Genomic DNA, 16506 nt, shown 5'->3' with positions numbered 1-16506 from the left:
CTCACCGCAAGGGTTTCCCACACATGGCGGCTAATACCAACGCGATGGGGCGCTTCGCGGCACTCTGGACCTGGCGGTTGGGGGCGGGATCGACGCCATGGATTGCTCCCTCCCCGTCGCGGTATCAGGCAAGGCCTCCCACGAATGGCTCATTCAGATCGTCGTGGATGAAGGCGATCCGGACGCGCCCCTTGCAATATCGGTCCGCGCAGGACAATGCCGCCTCTACCGCGTCCAGGGTTGATTGGCGCAACTGTGCCCGGGTCATCAGGCTTCGTTGTGTTTCGTAGCGGGTCAGCCCGCATCGACGGCACGTGACCTCGATCTGGGTCGCGGGATCGAGGTCGGAGAGGCGGCTTTCGCTTTTCCAGTTCATCAATAGAAGTCCTCGGCGCGGGGGATGCGGGTATAGGAGATTTTGCCGCCGGCATGGTCCCCCGGTGGAGGTGTCCAGGGACCGACGCTGACCACGGTGCGTCCATAGCGCCTGTTCAGGTGATCAATGGCCTCGGTGACCTTTTCCAGGCGTTGGCGAATGGGTTCGTCATTGGTCAAAAGGTCAAGCTGACGCCGGTCGGTGCGGCTGAGTTCCCCCAATGTCACGCCCAGGCGGGCAATGACGGGGCGGGGGGGCAGGGCCCTCCTTGCCTTGCCCCAAAGCTGCTCCAGGGCATCGAGGATACCGGGATCATCGGAGATGGCGGCCATGTCGACGCTGCCGCTCCATGAATCCTCCCACATGCCCAGCCAAAGGTGGAGGCGACTGGCCGACCAGCCATCGCGCCGCATCCGCCGCGCGGCCTTGACCAGCAGCAGGCGGGAGATCGGCTTGACCGCGGCCAGAGAACGGTGATCCGGGGGCATGACCCTGCCATGGCCGTACATGCCGCGTTCGGAAACCGGGGGCTGGACATCGTAACCGTGCAGCGCGTACCAAAGCCGCTCGCCGGTAACGTTGCCCCACAAGGCACGCATCTGCTTGGGCTGGGTGGCAAGCAGATCGTCCATGCCGACGACGCCCGCCGCCCAGAGCCGGTGCAGGATGTTCTTGCCGATACCGGGCACGTCCGCTAGGCGGAGGGCCAGGAGCGGACCCGGCATATCGCGGGGATGCCAGAGCATGTTTCCATCTGGCTTGCCCGCCTTGCAGGCCATCTTGGCAAGCTGCCTGTTGGCGGCGTAGCCGATGCTGCATTTGATCCAGGGGCCCACCAGCTTGAGCAGGCGTGCCTTGATGGCATCACCGACCGCCAGGGGATGCTGTTGTTGGGACGGGTCGAGACGGCAGGTCAGTTCATCGATGGATTTCACCGCGTCGATCGGGATGACCATGGCGATTTCCGATAGCAGCGCGTTGTGGGCGCGTCGGTAAAGATCGGGGTTTTGCGGTTGAAGGATGAGATCGGGACAGATCCGCAGCGCATCCTTGATCATCATGACATTGGAGACGCCACGCTTTTTTGCCTCACGCGAACAGGCAATCACGCATGTGGTGCCCACCCCGGCAAACGGAACAACACCAACCGGCTTTCCCCGCAGATGGGGATGGGCGAACTGCTCGCATGAGGCGAAAAATCCGTCAAAATCGAGATAGAGGCGTTCGGGGTCGGTCGGCTTCCGCATCGGCTGGACTCTCATTCAGCGGGATGCGAATAGAACATAAAGTGAACTAATGGTCAATAAGGGGAACGGCCTGGGCCATCAGCAGGTCGCTGCTGGAGCCTGCCGATCCCGAAAAATTTTAATAATCTGAAGCGTCACGGATATCGCCCGGCCACCGGGACAGCAGGCCAGGGCACCGCAAGACACACCGTAACATATTGAAAGGACTGGCGGATGGGGTAGGATTCGAACCCACGGAGGCTTGCGCCCCTCCGGTTTTCAAGACCGGTGCAATAGACCACTCTGCCACCCATCCGGACCAAACATCCGATCCGTCTCGGAAGATAGTCGAGCCGATCGGGCTTGGCTAGATGGGGCTTCACTGATCCTTAATCATAACCTTTGTATGGTGGGGCATCTGATTTGAACCTGACCAAGATGCCGCCATGAACACCACCTTGCTCGACCTGATTTCCGATGCCGCCGATGCCGCCAAGGCCGGGGGCATGGATCGTGCCATCGCCCTGGACTTCGCCGCCCAGGCCATCCAGCAGAGCGATGAAACCCTGTCGTGGCTGGTGGCGCTGCGCATCGCCGATAGCCTGCTGCCCAACAGCGAGCCCGGACAGGTCGCCGCCTGACAGGTCTGGCCCGGCATGGGCATCCATCGGCCATTGCATTGGTCTGATCGGGCGGCCCGTGCTACACCCTGGCGGCTTTCGCGAGGATATGGGCGTGGACCAGCCGGATCAGATCAAGGCCTTACTGTTGCCGTTCGACAAGGGGCTGCTGCCCCGGCCTGAACGCGCCTTCCTCATGCGTCCCGAGGGCGGCGAGGGGCTGGAGGACGGCTGGCGCGAGCATTTGGTGTGCGAGCAGGGCTTCAAGCCCGCCGCCGACCGTCTGGCCCAGGCCGGGTTCCTGGTGGTGGACCGGCTGGAGGGAAGCTTCCCCGCCGGACTGGTGCTGGTCACCAAGCATAAGGCCGAGACCCTGGCCAATATCGCGCGGGCCTGGGAGCTTCTGGAGCCCGGCGGCCTGCTGCTGGTCTGCGGCGCCAAGGCCCTGGGAGCGGCCAGCATCGAACGTGAGGTGGACCAGGCCCTGGGCCTGGAAGGCCAGTTGTCCAAGCATCAGGCCCGGGTGTTCTGGACGCGGCGCGGCGATGGTCCCGTGCCGGAGCTTCTGGCCCAGTGGCGGCAGGGGGCCGAGCCCAGGCCGGTGGGCGACAGCGGCTTCGTCGCCCGCGCCGGTGCTTTCGGCGCCAGTCAGGTGGATCGAGGCTCCGCCATCCTGGCCGCGCATTTCACCGATGCCATCGCCGGGCGGGTGGCCGATCTGGGCGGCGGCTGGGGCTATCTGACGGTGCGTCTGTTGCAACAATGCCCCGAGGTCACGGATATCGACCTGTTCGAGGCCGAGACCCTGGCCCTGGCCGACGTGCCCGCCAATCTGGCGCGGCTGGTGCCGGACAAGGCCGACCGGGTCGCCTGCCACTGGCTGGATGTCTGCGCCGGGCTGCCCAAATGCGCGCCCTATGACTGGATCGTCTGCAATCCGCCCTTCCACGAGGGGCGCAAGGCCGATCCCGCCATCGGAAGGGCCTTCATCACCGCCGCCTGGGCCGCCATCCGGCGCCGGGGCAAGTTCCTGATGGTGGCCAATCAAAGCCTTCCTTACGAGGTCGAACTGCGCCGCCGCTTCCGCGAGGTGGAGCTGATCGAGCAGAAGGACGGATTCAAGGTCTACCTTTCCACCAACCGGCACGACAGGTAGGGCGGCATGCGGCTGATACGCCTGGTGGCCAATCTCGGCTATGGAAGCCAGAAAGAGGTGAAGGCCATGATCCGCGACGGGCGGCTGACCACCGCTTCCGGCGAGGTTCTGGCCGCCGACAGCCGCTGCGACCATGCCGACATCCGTCTCGATGGCGAGCCCCTGGACCCGGCTCCAGGGCTGATGGTGATGCTGAACAAGCCCGATGGCTATACCTGTTCCACCTCGGACCCCGGCCGGGTGGTCTATGAACTGCTGCCACCGCGCTTCATGCATCGCAGCCCGCTGGTGGCTCCGGTCGGGCGGCTGGACCGGGATTCCACCGGCCTGCTGCTGCTGACCGACGATGGCGCCCTGTCGCACCGGATCACCGCGCCGCGCGCTCATGTGGCCAAGACCTACGAGGTGGAGCTGGCACGGCCGCTGAACGGCGACGAGGCGATCATCTTCGCCTCGGGCAGCTTGATGCTGCGCTCGGAAAAGACACCGCTGGCGCCCGCGAAAATGCTGGTACTGGCGCCCCAACGCGCCCATATCACCATCAATGAGGGCCGCTACCACCAGGTGAAGCGGATGTTCGCCGCCGTTGGCAACCATGTGGAGCGGCTACGGCGGATCGGGATCGGCGGGCTTGGCCTGGGTGATCTGGAGGAAGGAAACTGGCGTTGCCTGTCTCCCGACGAGGTTTCCATGATTTTCAGAGACAATGAAGGTGGATGATGGCCAAGGGCAGCGATCTCGATACGGCCGACAAGGTCAGGGTGCTGAAGGCCCTGGCCTTCCAGATTCACCGCAAGCGTCCCGCCGAGGAAGCCTTGGCCGAGGTGCTGGACCAGGAATCCAAGGGCGGCCGCAACCGCGCCTTTCGCCCCGCCAAGGAGGCCCTGGAAAGCCAGGGCGTGCTGGCCTCCATGCAGGCCATCGAACTGCTGGGCGATGAGGCGGCGGCGGTGCTGGGCACGGTGATCGATGCCCGCGACCACCGGCTGCTGTCAAGCGCCCTGAGCGCCTTGGCCGAGTTCCTGGAAGGCGCCGGGTAAGGTCTCGGCCAGCCGGGCGACCACCTCTTTCCAATCCCGCGAGGGTCCCTGGCGGAACAGCCGCATGGATGGATACCAGGGGCTGTCGTCACGGCCTTGCAGCCAGCGCCAGTCGGGCGCGAAGGGCAGCATCCCCCAGGCCGGAAGGCCCAATGATCCCGCCAGATGCAGCACGGCGGTGTCCACCGCCACCACCAGATCCATGTGAACCAGGGCGGCGGCGGTATCGGCGAAGTCGCCGAGCCCGTGGGGCAGGCGGCGCAATGCCGGGGCATCCTCGGCCTGGGCGGCGGCCTCGCCGACCTGGAACGACAGCCAGTCCACTCCATCCAGGGCCAGCAGCGGGGCCAGAACGGCCAGGGGGAGCGAGCGGTTACGGTCGTCCTTGTGGGTGGGACTGCCCGCCCAGACCAGGGCGACGCGCGGCCGGAGTCGCGGCCCCAGCCGAGGCTTCCACGCCGCCGCCTCGGCCGGGTCTGGGCGCAGATAGGCCCCCGGCCAGAACGGCATCTCGCCCAGCAGCCGGGGCAGGCTCATCAGCGGCACCTGGACCTGGCAGGGCGGCAGGGGCTGCCCTCGGGCCACAATTGTCATGCCGGGCAGACTTTGGCGGCACAGCCGCTCGAGCGGCGGTTGAACCTCGAACACCACCTGGGCACCGCGCTGGGCGAGTATCGGCAGATAGCGGCAGAACTGCATGGAATCGCCCAGACCCTGCTCGGCCCAGACCAGGATCGGCTTTCCCTGGATGTCTTCACCGTCCCAACGGGGCCGGGACTCATGGCGGGCAAGGGCAATCCCTCCGACGAACCGGGCCTCGTGATCGCGCCATCCCCCCGCGAAGTCGCCGGATTCCAGCCGCGCCTGGGCCCGGCCATAGCGGATCACGGCATTGGCTGGTGCCAGCTCCACCGCCAGGTCATAGGCCGCCACGGCCTCGGCAAGCCGACCCTGGGCCCGCAGGATCAGGCCGGTGTTGTTGCAGGCGGCGGCATGGCCGGGATTGAGCGCCAGGGCACGGCCATAGCCCGCCAGGGCGGACTCGGTGTCGCCGTGCTGTTGTGCCGCCCAGGCCAGGTTGTAATGGATCTCGGCATTGGCGGGATCAAGGTCCAGGGCGGCATTCAGCGCCTCGACGGCCTCGTCCGCGCGCCCCAAGCCCAACAGGGCGGCGCCCAGATTGGCCCGGGCCGACACGTAATCGGGCTTCAGCCGCGCGGCGACCCGGAAACAATCCGCGGCGGCCTCGACCTGTTCTTGCTGCTGAAGCGCGATGCCGAGCGCGTTATGGGCCTCGGCAAAGTCCGGGAACTGATCCAGCAAGCGGCGATACTCCGCCTCGGCCTCGGTGAGAAGGCCGCGCTTGTGCCGCTCGATGGCGGTGGCCAGACGTGACTCCCTGCTGGCGTCCATGATCTTCCAATGACGTGGTTCCAGGCCCCTGACTCAGCTTATGATGCCGCCAAGCCTCGGCGGGCAAGCGTCGTGTGAGGGGGGAAGTGCGAATGTTCATCCTGTCCAAGGTGCTGGGGGCCCTGACCGATCCTTCGACCCTGTTCCTGCTGGCGGTAATCCTGGGGTGCCTGCTGCTGCTGTCGCGGCGCCTGCGCGCCTGGGGGCGGCGGGTGCTGGTGGTGTCGGTGCTGGCGGCGCTGCTGGTGGCGGTGGTGCCGGTTGAACGCCTGGCCCTGACCTGGCTGGAGAACCGATTTCCCATCCCGGCCGCGCTGCCCGACCATGTGGACGGCATCATCGTGTTGGGCGGTGGCATCAATCCGCTGGTCAGCGCCCGGCGCGGCCAACCCACCGTCAACAGCGCCATCACGCGGTTGACCGCGATGTTGCCGCTTGCCCGAAATTATCCCGAGGCGCGGGTGATCTTTAGCGGCGGCTCGGGAATGATGCTTGAGCAAAGCTTCAAGGAAGCTCATTACGCCAAGGAATTCATTGAGCAAATTGGACAGGATCCATCGCGGTTCCTCTATGAGGACCAATCGCGCAATACCCATGAGAACGCCTTGTTCAGCCATGCCATGGCCAAGCCGAAGCTGGGGGAGACCTGGCTGCTGGTAACCTCGGCCTTCCATATGCCGAGGGCGGTGGGCAGCTTCCGGGCCATCGGCTGGCCGGTATTGCCTTATCCGGTGGATTTCCACACCACGGGGGAGGTTCCGACCCTGTCCGACCTGCGCTTCAATCTGGCCGCAGCCAGCAGCGGCCTGGGGCTGGTTCTGCATGAACTGACCGGTCTGGCCGCCTATCGGGTGTTCGGCTGGAGTGACGCCTTGTTTCCCCATCCATGAGGCAGCGGTTGCCCTGACACCGCCGAATGTGGCACAACAGACCAAGGCATCACTATATTTGGGGTTCAGTCCATGGCTTGGGCGACGAAATCTTGGGCGCTGGCCGGTGTGGCCGTGCTGAGTTTGGCGCTGACCGGCTGTGCCGCCTCGGCCGAGGAACCGGCGGCGCCGGTCATGACGGCGGCCATGACTCCGGCGGCGGATGGTGGCTTCCAGTCCTTCCTGGCCGGTGTTCGCGCCGAGGCCATGGAAAAGGGCATCCGGGCCGAGACCCTGGACGCGGCCCTGGGCAACGTCCAGCATATCGATCGGGTGATCGAGCTGGACCGCAAGCAGCCGGAATTCACCCTGCGGTTCGACGACTATCTCGGCCGGATCGTCACCCAGTCCCGGGTGGACGAGGGACGGCGCAAACTGGCCGAGAACCGGGAGTTGCTCCAGGCCATCGAGAAGCGCTACGGGGTGCAGCCGCGCTTCATCGTCGCCCTGTGGGGCATCGAGACCGGCTTCGGCAAGAATACCGGCGGCATGTCGGTGGTCTCTTCCCTGGCGACCCTGGCCTATGACGGCCGTCGTTCCAAGTATTTCCGCACCGAGCTGATGAACGCGCTCACCATCCTCGACCAGGGCCATATCGCGGCGCCGTCCATGATCGGCTCCTGGGCCGGCGCCATGGGACAGTGTCAGTTTATGCCGTCCACCTTCCTCAGATTCTCGGTGGACTGGGACGGCGATGGCCGCAAGAACATCTGGTCCAATCGGGGCGACGCCCTGGCCTCCGCCGCCAACTATCTGGCGGGAGAGGGCTGGCGCGGCGACCAGACCTGGGGCCGGGCGGTGCGCCTGCCTGCCGGTTTCGACACCAAGCTGCTGGGCGTCGATACCAGGAAAAGCCTGGAAGAGTGGAACGCCTTGGGCGTGCGCGGCGCCGATGGCAAGCCTTTGCCCGCCCGTGATCTGACGGGCTCCGTCGTGCTGGCGGAAGGAACCAAGGGACCTGCCTTCCTGGTCTACGACAATTTCCGCACCATCATGAAGTGGAACCGCTCGACCTTCTTCGCTTTGACCGTCGGGCATCTTGCGGACCGTATCGGCGGCAAGTAGACTATATGTTTGGTGGAAGGGCGAGGGAGGCGACTAGATGATGGGGAAGACGTCGCGGGCGTCGCGCCTGGCCGTGCTGTTGCTGTCGGGAACCATCCTGGCGGGATGCTCGGAAATCAATCTGTTCGCCCATGGCGCCAAATCGGCGGTGGGGGGCGAGACGCCGCCGCCGCCATCGGCCTCGGCCTCGTCCAATTACAAGGTCGGCAAGCCCTATCAGGTGGCCGGGGTCTGGTACTATCCCCAGGAAGACTTTGCCTATGACGAGACCGGTATCGCCTCGTGGTACGGTCCCGATTTTCACGCCAAGCTGACCGCCAATGGCGAGGTGTTCGACCAGAACGCGGTGACGGCGGCCCACAAGACCTTGCAGATGCCATCCATCGCCCGCGTCACCAATCTGGAAAACGGGCGGTCCATCATCCTGCGCATCAATGATCGCGGGCCTTTCGTTCATGGCCGCATCATCGACCTGTCGCGGCGTTCGGCCCAGTTGCTGGGAATCGAGGGCAAGGGCACCGCCAAGGTCCGTGTCCAAATTCTGCCCGAGGAGAGCCGCGCCCTGGCGGGCAAGATCAAGCCGGATACGTCGGGCAACGAGCCCAAGGTCGCCCAGGCGGCGCCACGAGGCTCGGTCCAGGCCGAAAGCCTGCCGCCACCGCCCGGTTCCAAGGCCAATACCTCGGTGCCTGAACTGGCGTCCTCCAACCCGGTCCAGCCGCAGCGCGGCATGACCGTGGACGCCGTCGAACGCGAATTGGCGACCCAGGAGGTGCGTTCGGTGCCGATTCGTCCGACCAATATCTACGTCCAGGCCGGGTCCTTCAGCCGCCACGACAACGCCAACCGGCTGGCGGCGCGTCTGTCGCGGGTGGGCAAGGCCCAGATCACCCAGGCCAGTGTCCAGGGCAAGCCGGTGTTCCGGGTTCGCCTCGGCCCCATGGCCAATGTCGAGGATGCCGACCGCACCCTCGAGGCCGTAGTGGCGGCGGGCAGCCAGGACGCCCGCGTGGTGGTGGACTAATCCATGCAATCAACAGCCGAGGTCGTAGGCCCGATGTTTTCCAAGCCTTTCATGCGTCCGCTCGCCGCGATCCTACTGGTCGCCGGTTTCGGGCTTTCCCAGCCCGCCCATGGCCAGACCATCGAGACGGCGGCCAAGCAGGCCATCATCATCGACTACGCCAGCGGCGCGGTGATGATGGAAAAGAACGCCGACGAGCTGATGGTCCCCAGTTCCATGAGCAAGCTGATGACCGTCTATATGGTCTTCGACAAGCTCAAGACCGGCGCCTGGAAGATGTCGGACCGCCTGCCGGTCAGCGAGACCGTGTGGAAGAAGCACGTCAAGTCGGGCGGTTCGCTCATGTTCCTGCCGGTGAATTCCACCGCCAGTGTCGAGGATCTGCTGAAGGGCGTGGTGATCCAGTCGGGCAATGATGCCTGTTCAGTGCTGGCCGAGGCCTATTCCGGCAGCGAGGAGGCCTTCGCCGAGGAAGAAACCCGCCGCTCGCGCCAGTTGGGCCTGACTCGGAGCACCTTCAAGAACGCCAGCGGCTGGCCCGAGCCCGGCCATATGATGACGGCGCGCGATCTCTCGATCCTGTCGCGCCATCTGATCATGGACTTTCCCGAATACTATCCGCTGTTCAGCCAGATGGAATTCGTCTTCAACGGCATCAAGCAGGGCAACCGCAATCCGCTGCTCTACAACACGCCGGGCGCCGATGGCCTCAAGACCGGCCATACCGAGGCGGCGGGCTACGGCCTTGCCGCCTCCATCAAGCGGGGCAACCGCCGCATCGTCATGGTGCTGAACGGCATGTCCAGCATGAAGGAGCGTGCCGAGGAAGCCCAGCGCATCGCCGAATGGGCTTTCCGCGAATGGGAGAGCTATGCCCTGTTCAAGGCGGGCGAGGTGGTGGTGGAGGATGCCGAGGTGTGGCTGGGCGAGGTCCAGACCGTGCGTCTGGCGGCCAAGGGCAATGTGGAAGTGACTCTGCCTCGGCGTGCCCGTGCCGAGATGAAGGTGACCACCGTCCACAACGGTCCCATTCCCGCGCCCATCATCGCCGGAACCGAGCTGGGCAAGATCGTGGTGACCGCGCCGGGCATGGCGCCGCTGGAAATGCCCCTGGTGGCGGTGGACAACGTCAATCGCCTGGGCTTCACCGGGCGGGTCAGTGCCGCCCTGGGCCGCATCCTGTGGGGGAGCAAGAAATAGGCATGGCCGCCACCGGTCCCGCGCGCGGGCGTTTCATCACCATGGAAGGCGGCGAGGGGGCGGGCAAGTCCACTCAACTGCGTCTGTTGGCCGAGGCGCTGCGCGAGGACGGGCTGATGGTGGTCACCACCCGCGAGCCGGGCGGTTCGCCTGGGGCAGAGGCCATTCGCGCCCTGCTGGTCTCGGGCGAGACCGAGCGTTGGGATGGGGTGACCGAGGCCCTGCTGCACTTCGCCGCCCGGCGCGACCATCTGGTCCGCACCGTATGGCCCGCCCTGGAGCGTGGCCATTGGGTCTTATGTGACCGCTTCGCCGATTCCACCCTGGCCTATCAGGGCTTCGGCCACGGCCTCGACCCCGAGGTGATCGCCAGCCTCTACCGGGTGGCGGTGGGGCATTTCGCTCCCGACCTTACCCTGGTCCTCGACCTGCCGGTGGAGGACGGGCTGAAGCGGGCGGGTAGCCGGGGCTCTGCCGGTGGAGGAGGGGGGGCGGAAGACCGCTACGAGCGCATGGGCCTGGGCTTCCACCAGCGCCTGCGCCAGGGCTTCCTCGGCATCGCCGCCGCCAATCCCATGCGTTGCGCCGTGATCGACGCCGCCGCCTCGCCGGGCAAGGTCCACGACGACATCCTGGCGACGGTACGGGCCCGGTTGCCGGTGCCGTGAGCGAGACTCCGCATCCTCGCGTCAATCACAGCCTGCGGGGCCACGGCCCGGCGGAACAGGTTCTGCTGGAGGCGTGGAATTCCGGCCGCCTCGCCCATGCCTGGCTGATCTGCGGCCCCAAGGGTATCGGCAAGGCCAGCCTGGCCTATCGCTTCGCCCGCTTCGTCCTTGCCGGGGGCGGTGAGGGCGGTGGCCTGTTCGGCGGCCCGCCCGACAGCCTGGATATCGGCGCCGAGCATCCGGTGTACCGCCGGGTGGCCTCCCAGGGCCATGCCGACCTGGAGACGGTGGAGCGCGGCTGGTCCGACGACAAGAAGACCAAGCTGAAGACCGAGATCGTGGTTGAGGATGTGCGCGGCATCGGCGCCTTCATGTCCCTGACCCCGGCCGAGGGCGGCTGGCGGGTGGTGATCATCGATTCCGCCGACGAGATGAACCGCAACGCCGCCAATGCGGTGCTGAAAGTTCTGGAAGAACCGCCTCGCAATGCCTTGATGTTGCTGGTTTCCCATTCACCTGGCCGGTTGCTTCCCACCATCCGCTCGCGCTGTCGCCGCCTGATGCTGCAACCCTTGCCCGAGGCGACGGTGGCCGAGCTTCTGGCCGAGCAGCGCCCCGAACTCGCGGGCGCCGACCGCGACGCCCTGGCCCGGCTGGGCGAGGGCAGCATCGGCAAGGCCCTGGCGCTGGCCGACGAGGGCGGGCTTGATCTGTACCGCGAGGTGGTATTGCTGCTCAACGGCCTGCCCCGGCTGGACGTGCCCGCCCTGCACGCCTTCGGCGACCGGGTGGCGCGGCCCGAGAACGACGCCAGTTTCCGCACCGTCAGCGGCCTGCTGATCTGGTGGCTGGCGCGGTTGGTGCGGGCGGGCGGGCGCGAGGGCAGGGGCATGGCCGAGGTGGTGCCGGGCGAGGCGGCGCTGATGGGCCGCCTGTTGGCGGCGGCCAGCCTTGAACATTGGCTGGAGGTGTGGGAAAAGATCAGCACCCTGTTCGCCCGCGCCGAGGCGGTCCATCTGGATCGCAAGCAGGCCGTCCTCGGCGCTTTCCTCGCGGTGGAGAGACTGGCCCGCGCCGGTTCTCGCTGACAGGCAGACCCAAGCAGGAGCAAGGCCGTCATGAGCGGGGCCAAGACATTCTACATCACCACGCCGATTTACTACGTCAATGACAAGCCCCATATCGGCCATGCCTATACCACGCTTGCCTGCGACGTTCTGGCTCGCTTCAAGCGCCTGGACGGCTTCGACGTCAAGTTCCTGACCGGTACCGACGAGCATGGTCAGAAGGTGGAGAAGTCGGCCGAGGCGGCAGGCGTGCCACCCCTGGCGCTGGCTGACCAGAATTCGGCCAATTTCAAGGAGTTGGCGGGCATTCTTGGCTGCTCCAACGACGACTTCATCCGCACCACCGAGCCCCGTCATCTGGCCGCCTGTCAGGCGCTGTGGACCAAGCTGCTGGAAAAGGGCGACATCTATCTCGGCGCCTATGAGGGTTGGTACTCGGTGCGCGACGAGGCGTTCTACGCCGAGGACGAACTGGTCAAGGAGCCGAATGGGGCCAAGCTGGCGCCCACCGGGGCGCCGGTGGAATGGGTGAAGGAACCCAGCTATTTCTTCCGCCTGTCGGCCTGGCAGGACCGGCTGCTCCAGTGGTACGAGGACAATCCCGACTGTGTCGGGCCGAACTCGCGCCGCAACGAGGTGATGAGCTTCGTCAAGGGCGGGCTGCAGGACCTGTCGGTGTCGCGCACCAGCTTCAAATGGGGCATTCCGGTTCCCGGCGACGATGCCCATATCATGTATGTCTGGCTCGACGCCCTGACCAACTACATCACCGCGCTGGGCTATCCCGACACCAGCGGCGATTTCGCCCGCTACTGGCCCAACGTCATCCATATGGTGGGCAAGGACATCGTGCGCTTCCATGCCGTCTATTGGCCCGCCTTCCTGATGGCCGCCGATCTGCCGCCGCCCAAGCGGGTGTTCGCCCATGGCTGGTGGACCAACGAGGGCCAGAAGATCTCCAAGTCGGTGGGCAATGTCATCGACCCGCTGAGCCTGATTGAGACCTATGGCCTGGATCAGGTGCGCTATTTCCTGCTGCGCGAGGTTCCCTTCGGCAATGACGGCGATTTCAGCCATCGCGCCATGATGGGACGCATGAACAGCGAGTTGGCCAACGACTATGGCAATCTGGTCCAGCGGGTGCTGTCCATGATCGGCAAGAACTGCGGCGGCCAGGTTCCCGAACGCGGCCCCGCCACTGGGGACGATAGCGAGATGCTGGCCCCGGCCTATGGTCTGCTGGCCCGGCTGCGCGACGCCATGGACAGGCAGCTCTACCACGAAGCCCTGGAGGCCATCTGGATGGTGGTGCGCGCCGCCAACGCCTATGTGGACAAGCAGGCGCCCTGGGGGCTGAAGAAGACCGATCCGGCCCGCATGGGCACGGTGCTGTGGACCCTGGCCGAAACCATCCGCCTGTTGGCGCTGGCGACGCAGCCCTTCATGCCCACCGCGTCGAACCGCATCCTCGATCTGGTGGCGGTGCCCGAGGGCCAGAGGGACTACCGCAGTTTCTCGCCCGTTGCCGCCCTGGTGACCGGAACGCCGTTGCCCAGCCCGCAGGGCGTGTTTCCGCGTTACGTCGAAGAGGTAGCGAGTTAAGGCCATGCTGGTCGACAGCCATTGCCACCTGGATTTCCCTGATTTCGCCGACGACCTTGACGGGGTGGTCGGCCGGGCAGGGGTGGCCGGTGTCGGCATCCTGCTCAGCATCGGCACCCATGTCAGCCGCTATGACCAGGTCTTGCGGGTGGCCGAGCGTTTTCCCAACGTCTATTGCACCGTCGGCATCCATCCCCACGAGGCCGGGGTCGAGCCTTTCGCCGATGTGGAGACCCTGCTACGTCTCGCCGACCATCCCAAGGTGGTGGGATTGGGCGAGACCGGCCTGGATTATTTCTACGACAAGAGCCCGCGCGAGCGGCAGCGGGAGTCCTTCCGCCTTCATATCGAGGCCGCGCGGCGCACCGGCCTGCCGGTGGTGATCCATACCCGCGATGCCGACGACGACATGGCCGCCATCCTGAGCGAGGAAATGGGGAAGGGGGCCTTCACCGGCCTTGTCCACTGCTTCAGCTCCGGGCCTGAACTCGCTGAAATCGCAATAAATCTTGGACTTTACGTCTCGGCGTCCGGCATCATGACCTTCAAGACCGCCGACGCCTTGCGCGACACATTGGCCGGGGTGCCGCTGGATCGGTTGCTGGTGGAAACCGATGCGCCTTATCTGGCGCCAATCCCGTTTCGCGGTAAGCGCAACGAGCCCGCCTATGTGGCCCATACCGCCGCCCGGCTGGCCCAGGTCAAGGGTGTCGGCGTCGGCGAACTGGAACAGGCCACCACCGCCAATTTCCTGCGGCTGTTCACCAAGGTTCCGCCGCCATGAAGATCACCATCCTGGGATGCGGTGGAGCTTCTGGGGTTCCCGGCATTTCCATGGGATGGGGGGCCTGCGATCCCAACGAGCCCCGCAACCGGCGGACCCGCTCGTCCATCCTGGTAGAGGACGCGGATACCAGGGTGCTGGTGGATTCCACGCCTGATCTGCGCCAGCAGCTGCTGGAAGCCGATATCCGCATCGTCGATGGCCTGGTCTATACCCACGATCATGCCGACCATCTGCACGGCCTGGACGACCTGCGCGAGATCAACCGGGTAACCCGGCAATGGCTGCCGGTCTGGGGCACGCCACAGGTGCTCGATACCGCCCGCCAACGCTTCGGCTATGCTTTCGAGCCGATGGAGAAGATGGGGGAGTTCATCTATCGGCCCTTGCTGGAACCCCACGATATCCATGGACCGTTCAGGATCGGCAGCATTCCCGTGGTGCCATTCGACCAGGATCACGGTTACTCGCGGACCATCGGGCTGCGCTTCGGCAAGGTTGCCTATAGCACCGATGTGGTCGAAATCCCCGAAGAGTCCTTTCATCTGCTGGAAGGCGTCGAACTGTGGATCATCGGCTGTCTGGTGGACTATCCCCATGCCACCCATGCCCATGTGGACAAGGCGCTGCAGTGGATCGAACGGGTAAAACCGCGTCGCGCCGTCCTGACGCATATGGGAACCCGGCTGGATTACCAGACCCTGCGCAAGACACTGCCGCCTTGGGTCGAACCGGCCTATGACGGGATGATCTTGGAGGTCTGACAACGGGTTAGCATGATTTGTCATAATATACAAAAGACGGCGAATTAGGCGGGTTTTTCGCCTTTTGTTCGTGTCTCGTCGGTCTCAAGCAAAATAGTAATAAAAGAATTAGGCGGCATTGTGGCGCGCTTTTACTTAACATCTGTGAAAACAATTTGTGTTTCATAGGTGAGTTTGGCTCAACATGTTGTGTTGAACTATATGTTGGGCTGACGATAAGTATTATCCCAATACGTTGACGAACCCCCTGCATCTTGGCTTTGCTCTGTCCTGACGATCAACATCGTGGGGTTTGGAGAGCTTTGCCGCATGGGGTTCCTTGGCGGGTTTACCCATGCGGATTTCGGGGCCGGAAGGTCCGAAACGGGCGTCGGGTCGTTTGGCAAAACATTCGACCCGACCCCGAAACCAGAACCCGCCAAGGGGCCGCGAAGCGGCACCGCCTGATAATCCCGCCAAGGAAGGAAACCCGTCATGGCTAAGTGCAATCGCTTGATCCTGGATGCCACCGGCAATGGAGAGGGCAACTACACCTCTCTGCGCCAGACCTTCAATTTCATCTTCGAGAAGAACCCCGAGCACAAACAGGGGGACAGCAACAGCCCGTCGCATCTCGTGCACCTGAAGGGCGCCAGCGGCGCTTTCGAGGCGGGCGCGGCCTGGACCAAGACGGTGCAGGAAGGCGCCAACCGTGGCGCCAAGTTCTTCAGCTTCACCGTGGATGATCCGAGCTTCGAGGCGCCGCTGAACCTGACCGCCTTCGTGCTGGTCAAGGCCAAGGACAAGGAAGACTTCACCGAATATGAGGTGGTGTGGCGCCGCCCGCGTGCCGTGGCGGCCGCGTGATGGATACCGCCAAGATTTGCGGTATCCCGATGCCTTTCGAGGTCATCGCCAATGCCGTGAATGGCGAGGTCTACATGACCGTCGCCCTGGCGGGGCAACGCCATTCGTTCGTGCTGTCCGCAGAAGTCGCGCTATCGGTTTCGACCGTGGTCGGCAAGGCGGGGCTCCAGGCGTCGGGGCAGGCCAATGGCTAGGATCGAAATCTATCGGGAGGAGGGGCCGGAGAAATCCGGCCTTATCCATTTCACCGCCTTCGTGCCAAACCGGTCTGAATTCTGGCGCCTGAAGGTCCATGCCACCGGAGAGGAGGTGTTGCTGTCCCTTTGCGAGGTGACGAACCAAGATCCCGACAAACTGATCGGCGGCATGTGGTTGACCCTTGAGGATGCCCGCATCCTCGCGCGCGGCATCCTGGAAATCGTGCCCGGCCGCGAACACAACACCAGCCGCCTCATGCTCGGCAACGCGAGGCGCGTCTGATGGCGCGAAATTACGGGATCAAACGCGTGAGCGTCACTGTCGCCAAAGGGCTGTCCAAGAAAGACGGCCTTGCCGCCGTCTGGAAAGCCGCCAAGCGCAAGGGGAAAAACGACGCCAGAGCCATGGGCTATGACCCGAAGACCGGGAAGGGATGGGCGCTGTGAACCCTCTCGGGAACATCGCAAGTAATGTAACCCCCCCCCTCCCCGGAGCCGAAGGCGGAGCCTGGGAGGGTCCCCTGGCTGA

Annotated in this window: 20 protein-coding genes and 1 tRNA gene; 17 read left to right on the top strand and 4 right to left on the bottom strand. The window is 65.0% G+C overall.

All coding sequences use genetic code 11. The annotated features are described in order from the left end of the window. Positions 1–124: 124 nt before the first annotated feature. From A6A04_RS20230 to A6A04_RS20220, 3 genes are all read right to left on the bottom strand, one after another. A complete protein-coding gene (locus A6A04_RS20230; RefSeq protein ID WP_068495820.1) occupies positions 125–376 on the bottom strand; it encodes a hypothetical protein in 252 nt (83 codons plus the stop codon). Then, a complete protein-coding gene (locus A6A04_RS20225; protein WP_068495819.1) occupies positions 376–1623 on the bottom strand; it encodes a Y-family DNA polymerase in 1248 nt (415 codons plus the stop codon). The genes A6A04_RS20230 and A6A04_RS20225 overlap by 1 nt, the downstream gene beginning before the upstream one ends. 207 nt (positions 1624–1830) lie before the next feature. Continuing rightward, positions 1831–1918: transfer RNA gene (locus A6A04_RS20220), tRNA-Ser, on the bottom strand. Between the two features lie 130 nt (positions 1919–2048). On the opposite strand from A6A04_RS20220, the gene A6A04_RS20215 reads away from it, so the two are divergent. From A6A04_RS20215 to A6A04_RS20200, 4 genes are all read left to right on the top strand, one after another. Continuing rightward, positions 2049–2243 carry a hypothetical protein gene (locus tag A6A04_RS20215; protein ID WP_068495818.1) on the top strand — a complete coding sequence of 65 codons (195 nt, stop codon included), beginning with the start codon at positions 2049–2051 and terminating at the stop codon, positions 2241–2243. A 94-nt stretch (positions 2244–2337) separates the two neighbouring features. Beyond that, positions 2338–3378: a class I SAM-dependent methyltransferase gene (locus A6A04_RS20210; protein ID WP_245651321.1), complete on the top strand. Its 1041-nt coding sequence runs from the start codon at positions 2338–2340 to the stop codon at positions 3376–3378. Positions 3379–3384: 6 nt separating this feature from the next. Then, complete coding sequence (locus tag A6A04_RS20205) at positions 3385–4098, top strand: pseudouridine synthase (protein WP_068495816.1); 714 nt, start codon at positions 3385–3387, stop codon at positions 4096–4098. Beyond that, positions 4095–4418 carry a hypothetical protein gene (locus tag A6A04_RS20200; protein WP_068495815.1) on the top strand — a complete coding sequence of 108 codons (324 nt, stop codon included), beginning with the start codon at positions 4095–4097 and terminating at the stop codon, positions 4416–4418. The genes A6A04_RS20205 and A6A04_RS20200 overlap by 4 nt, the downstream gene beginning before the upstream one ends. Here A6A04_RS20200 and A6A04_RS20195 read toward each other — a convergent pair. Beyond that, complete coding sequence (locus A6A04_RS20195; protein WP_068495814.1) at positions 4371–5831, bottom strand: tetratricopeptide repeat protein; 1461 nt, start codon at positions 5829–5831, stop codon at positions 4371–4373. The genes A6A04_RS20200 and A6A04_RS20195 overlap by 48 nt on opposite strands. 92 nt (positions 5832–5923) lie before the next feature. Here A6A04_RS20195 and A6A04_RS20190 point away from each other — a divergent pair, with 92 nt between their 5' ends. From A6A04_RS20190 to A6A04_RS22580, 13 genes are all read left to right on the top strand, one after another. Beyond that, positions 5924–6721, top strand: a complete 798-nt coding sequence (locus A6A04_RS20190; protein ID WP_068495813.1) for a YdcF family protein — start codon at positions 5924–5926, stop codon at positions 6719–6721. Positions 6722–6793: 72 nt separating this feature from the next. Then, positions 6794–7825, top strand: coding sequence for a lytic murein transglycosylase (locus tag A6A04_RS20185; protein ID WP_068495812.1), 1032 nt, complete (start codon positions 6794–6796; stop codon positions 7823–7825). Positions 7826–7862: 37 nt separating this feature from the next. Beyond that, positions 7863–8849, top strand: coding sequence for a septal ring lytic transglycosylase RlpA family protein (locus A6A04_RS20180; RefSeq protein WP_245651320.1), 987 nt, complete (start codon positions 7863–7865; stop codon positions 8847–8849). Positions 8850–8882: 33 nt separating this feature from the next. Next, the gene (locus A6A04_RS20175) at positions 8883–10049 is read left to right on the top strand and encodes a D-alanyl-D-alanine carboxypeptidase family protein (RefSeq protein WP_068495811.1); all 1167 of its coding nucleotides are present in this window, start codon (positions 8883–8885) and stop codon (positions 10047–10049) included. A 2-nt stretch (positions 10050–10051) separates the two neighbouring features. Continuing rightward, positions 10052–10717 (top strand): dTMP kinase, encoded by a 666-nt coding sequence (tmk, locus tag A6A04_RS20170; RefSeq protein ID WP_068495810.1) that lies wholly within the window; start codon positions 10052–10054, stop codon positions 10715–10717. After that, entirely contained in the window at positions 10714–11805 is a 1092-nt protein-coding gene (locus tag A6A04_RS20165; RefSeq protein ID WP_068495809.1) for a DNA polymerase III subunit delta', read from the top strand. The genes tmk and A6A04_RS20165 overlap by 4 nt, the downstream gene beginning before the upstream one ends. A 30-nt stretch (positions 11806–11835) precedes the next feature. Then, positions 11836–13386, top strand: a complete 1551-nt coding sequence (gene metG / locus A6A04_RS20160; protein WP_068495808.1) for a methionine--tRNA ligase — start codon at positions 11836–11838, stop codon at positions 13384–13386. A gap of 4 nt (positions 13387–13390) precedes the next feature. Further along, positions 13391–14170, top strand: a complete 780-nt coding sequence (locus tag A6A04_RS20155; RefSeq protein ID WP_068495807.1) for a TatD family hydrolase — start codon at positions 13391–13393, stop codon at positions 14168–14170. Continuing rightward, positions 14167–14934 (top strand): MBL fold metallo-hydrolase, encoded by a 768-nt coding sequence (locus A6A04_RS20150; RefSeq protein ID WP_068495806.1) that lies wholly within the window; start codon positions 14167–14169, stop codon positions 14932–14934. Before A6A04_RS20155 ends, A6A04_RS20150 begins: the two co-directional genes overlap by 4 nt. Positions 14935–15408: 474 nt before the next feature. After that, entirely contained in the window at positions 15409–15780 is a 372-nt protein-coding gene (locus A6A04_RS20145) for a DUF736 family protein (RefSeq protein ID WP_068495805.1), read from the top strand. After that, entirely contained in the window at positions 15780–15974 is a 195-nt protein-coding gene (locus A6A04_RS20140) for a hypothetical protein (protein WP_156612717.1), read from the top strand. Before A6A04_RS20145 ends, A6A04_RS20140 begins: the two co-directional genes overlap by 1 nt. Beyond that, positions 15967–16260, top strand: coding sequence for a hypothetical protein (locus tag A6A04_RS20135; RefSeq protein ID WP_068495803.1), 294 nt, complete (start codon positions 15967–15969; stop codon positions 16258–16260). Before A6A04_RS20140 ends, A6A04_RS20135 begins: the two co-directional genes overlap by 8 nt. Continuing rightward, positions 16260–16424, top strand: coding sequence for a hypothetical protein (locus tag A6A04_RS22580; RefSeq protein WP_156612716.1), 165 nt, complete (start codon positions 16260–16262; stop codon positions 16422–16424). The genes A6A04_RS20135 and A6A04_RS22580 overlap by 1 nt, the downstream gene beginning before the upstream one ends. The last annotated feature ends 82 nt before the right edge of the window (positions 16425–16506 follow it).

The sequence above is a fragment of the Paramagnetospirillum marisnigri genome (genome assembly GCF_001650715.1).
GTDB classification, from domain to species: Bacteria; Pseudomonadota; Alphaproteobacteria; order Rhodospirillales; family Magnetospirillaceae; genus Phaeospirillum; species Phaeospirillum marisnigri.
This window is presented reverse-complemented; position numbering and strand designations above follow the sequence as displayed.

What these genes read in the sequence shown, in the direction of transcription:
- A6A04_RS20230 (WP_068495820.1), bottom strand. Translation starts at nt 376, where the DNA reads ATGAACTGGAAAAGCGAAAGCCGCCTCTCCGACCTCGATCCCGCGACC.
- A6A04_RS20225 (WP_068495819.1), bottom strand. Translation starts at nt 1,623, where the DNA reads ATGCGGAAGCCGACCGACCCCGAACGCCTCTATCTCGATTTTGACGGA.
- A6A04_RS20215 (WP_068495818.1), top strand. Translation starts at nt 2,049, where the DNA reads ATGAACACCACCTTGCTCGACCTGATTTCCGATGCCGCCGATGCCGCC.
- A6A04_RS20205 (WP_068495816.1), top strand. Translation starts at nt 3,385, where the DNA reads ATGCGGCTGATACGCCTGGTGGCCAATCTCGGCTATGGAAGCCAGAAA.
- A6A04_RS20200 (WP_068495815.1), top strand. Translation starts at nt 4,095, where the DNA reads ATGATGGCCAAGGGCAGCGATCTCGATACGGCCGACAAGGTCAGGGTG.
- A6A04_RS20195 (WP_068495814.1), bottom strand. Translation starts at nt 5,831, where the DNA reads ATGGACGCCAGCAGGGAGTCACGTCTGGCCACCGCCATCGAGCGGCAC.
- A6A04_RS20190 (WP_068495813.1), top strand. Translation starts at nt 5,924, where the DNA reads ATGTTCATCCTGTCCAAGGTGCTGGGGGCCCTGACCGATCCTTCGACC.
- A6A04_RS20185 (WP_068495812.1), top strand. Translation starts at nt 6,794, where the DNA reads ATGGCTTGGGCGACGAAATCTTGGGCGCTGGCCGGTGTGGCCGTGCTG.
- A6A04_RS20180 (WP_245651320.1), top strand. Translation starts at nt 7,863, where the DNA reads ATGATGGGGAAGACGTCGCGGGCGTCGCGCCTGGCCGTGCTGTTGCTG.
- A6A04_RS20175 (WP_068495811.1), top strand. Translation starts at nt 8,883, where the DNA reads ATGTTTTCCAAGCCTTTCATGCGTCCGCTCGCCGCGATCCTACTGGTC.
- tmk (WP_068495810.1), top strand. Translation starts at nt 10,052, where the DNA reads ATGGCCGCCACCGGTCCCGCGCGCGGGCGTTTCATCACCATGGAAGGC.
- metG (WP_068495808.1), top strand. Translation starts at nt 11,836, where the DNA reads ATGAGCGGGGCCAAGACATTCTACATCACCACGCCGATTTACTACGTC.
- A6A04_RS20155 (WP_068495807.1), top strand. Translation starts at nt 13,391, where the DNA reads ATGCTGGTCGACAGCCATTGCCACCTGGATTTCCCTGATTTCGCCGAC.
- A6A04_RS20150 (WP_068495806.1), top strand. Translation starts at nt 14,167, where the DNA reads ATGAAGATCACCATCCTGGGATGCGGTGGAGCTTCTGGGGTTCCCGGC.
- A6A04_RS20145 (WP_068495805.1), top strand. Translation starts at nt 15,409, where the DNA reads ATGGCTAAGTGCAATCGCTTGATCCTGGATGCCACCGGCAATGGAGAG.
- A6A04_RS20140 (WP_156612717.1), top strand. Translation starts at nt 15,780, where the DNA reads ATGGATACCGCCAAGATTTGCGGTATCCCGATGCCTTTCGAGGTCATC.
- A6A04_RS20135 (WP_068495803.1), top strand. Translation starts at nt 15,967, where the DNA reads ATGGCTAGGATCGAAATCTATCGGGAGGAGGGGCCGGAGAAATCCGGC.
- A6A04_RS22580 (WP_156612716.1), top strand. Translation starts at nt 16,260, where the DNA reads ATGGCGCGAAATTACGGGATCAAACGCGTGAGCGTCACTGTCGCCAAA.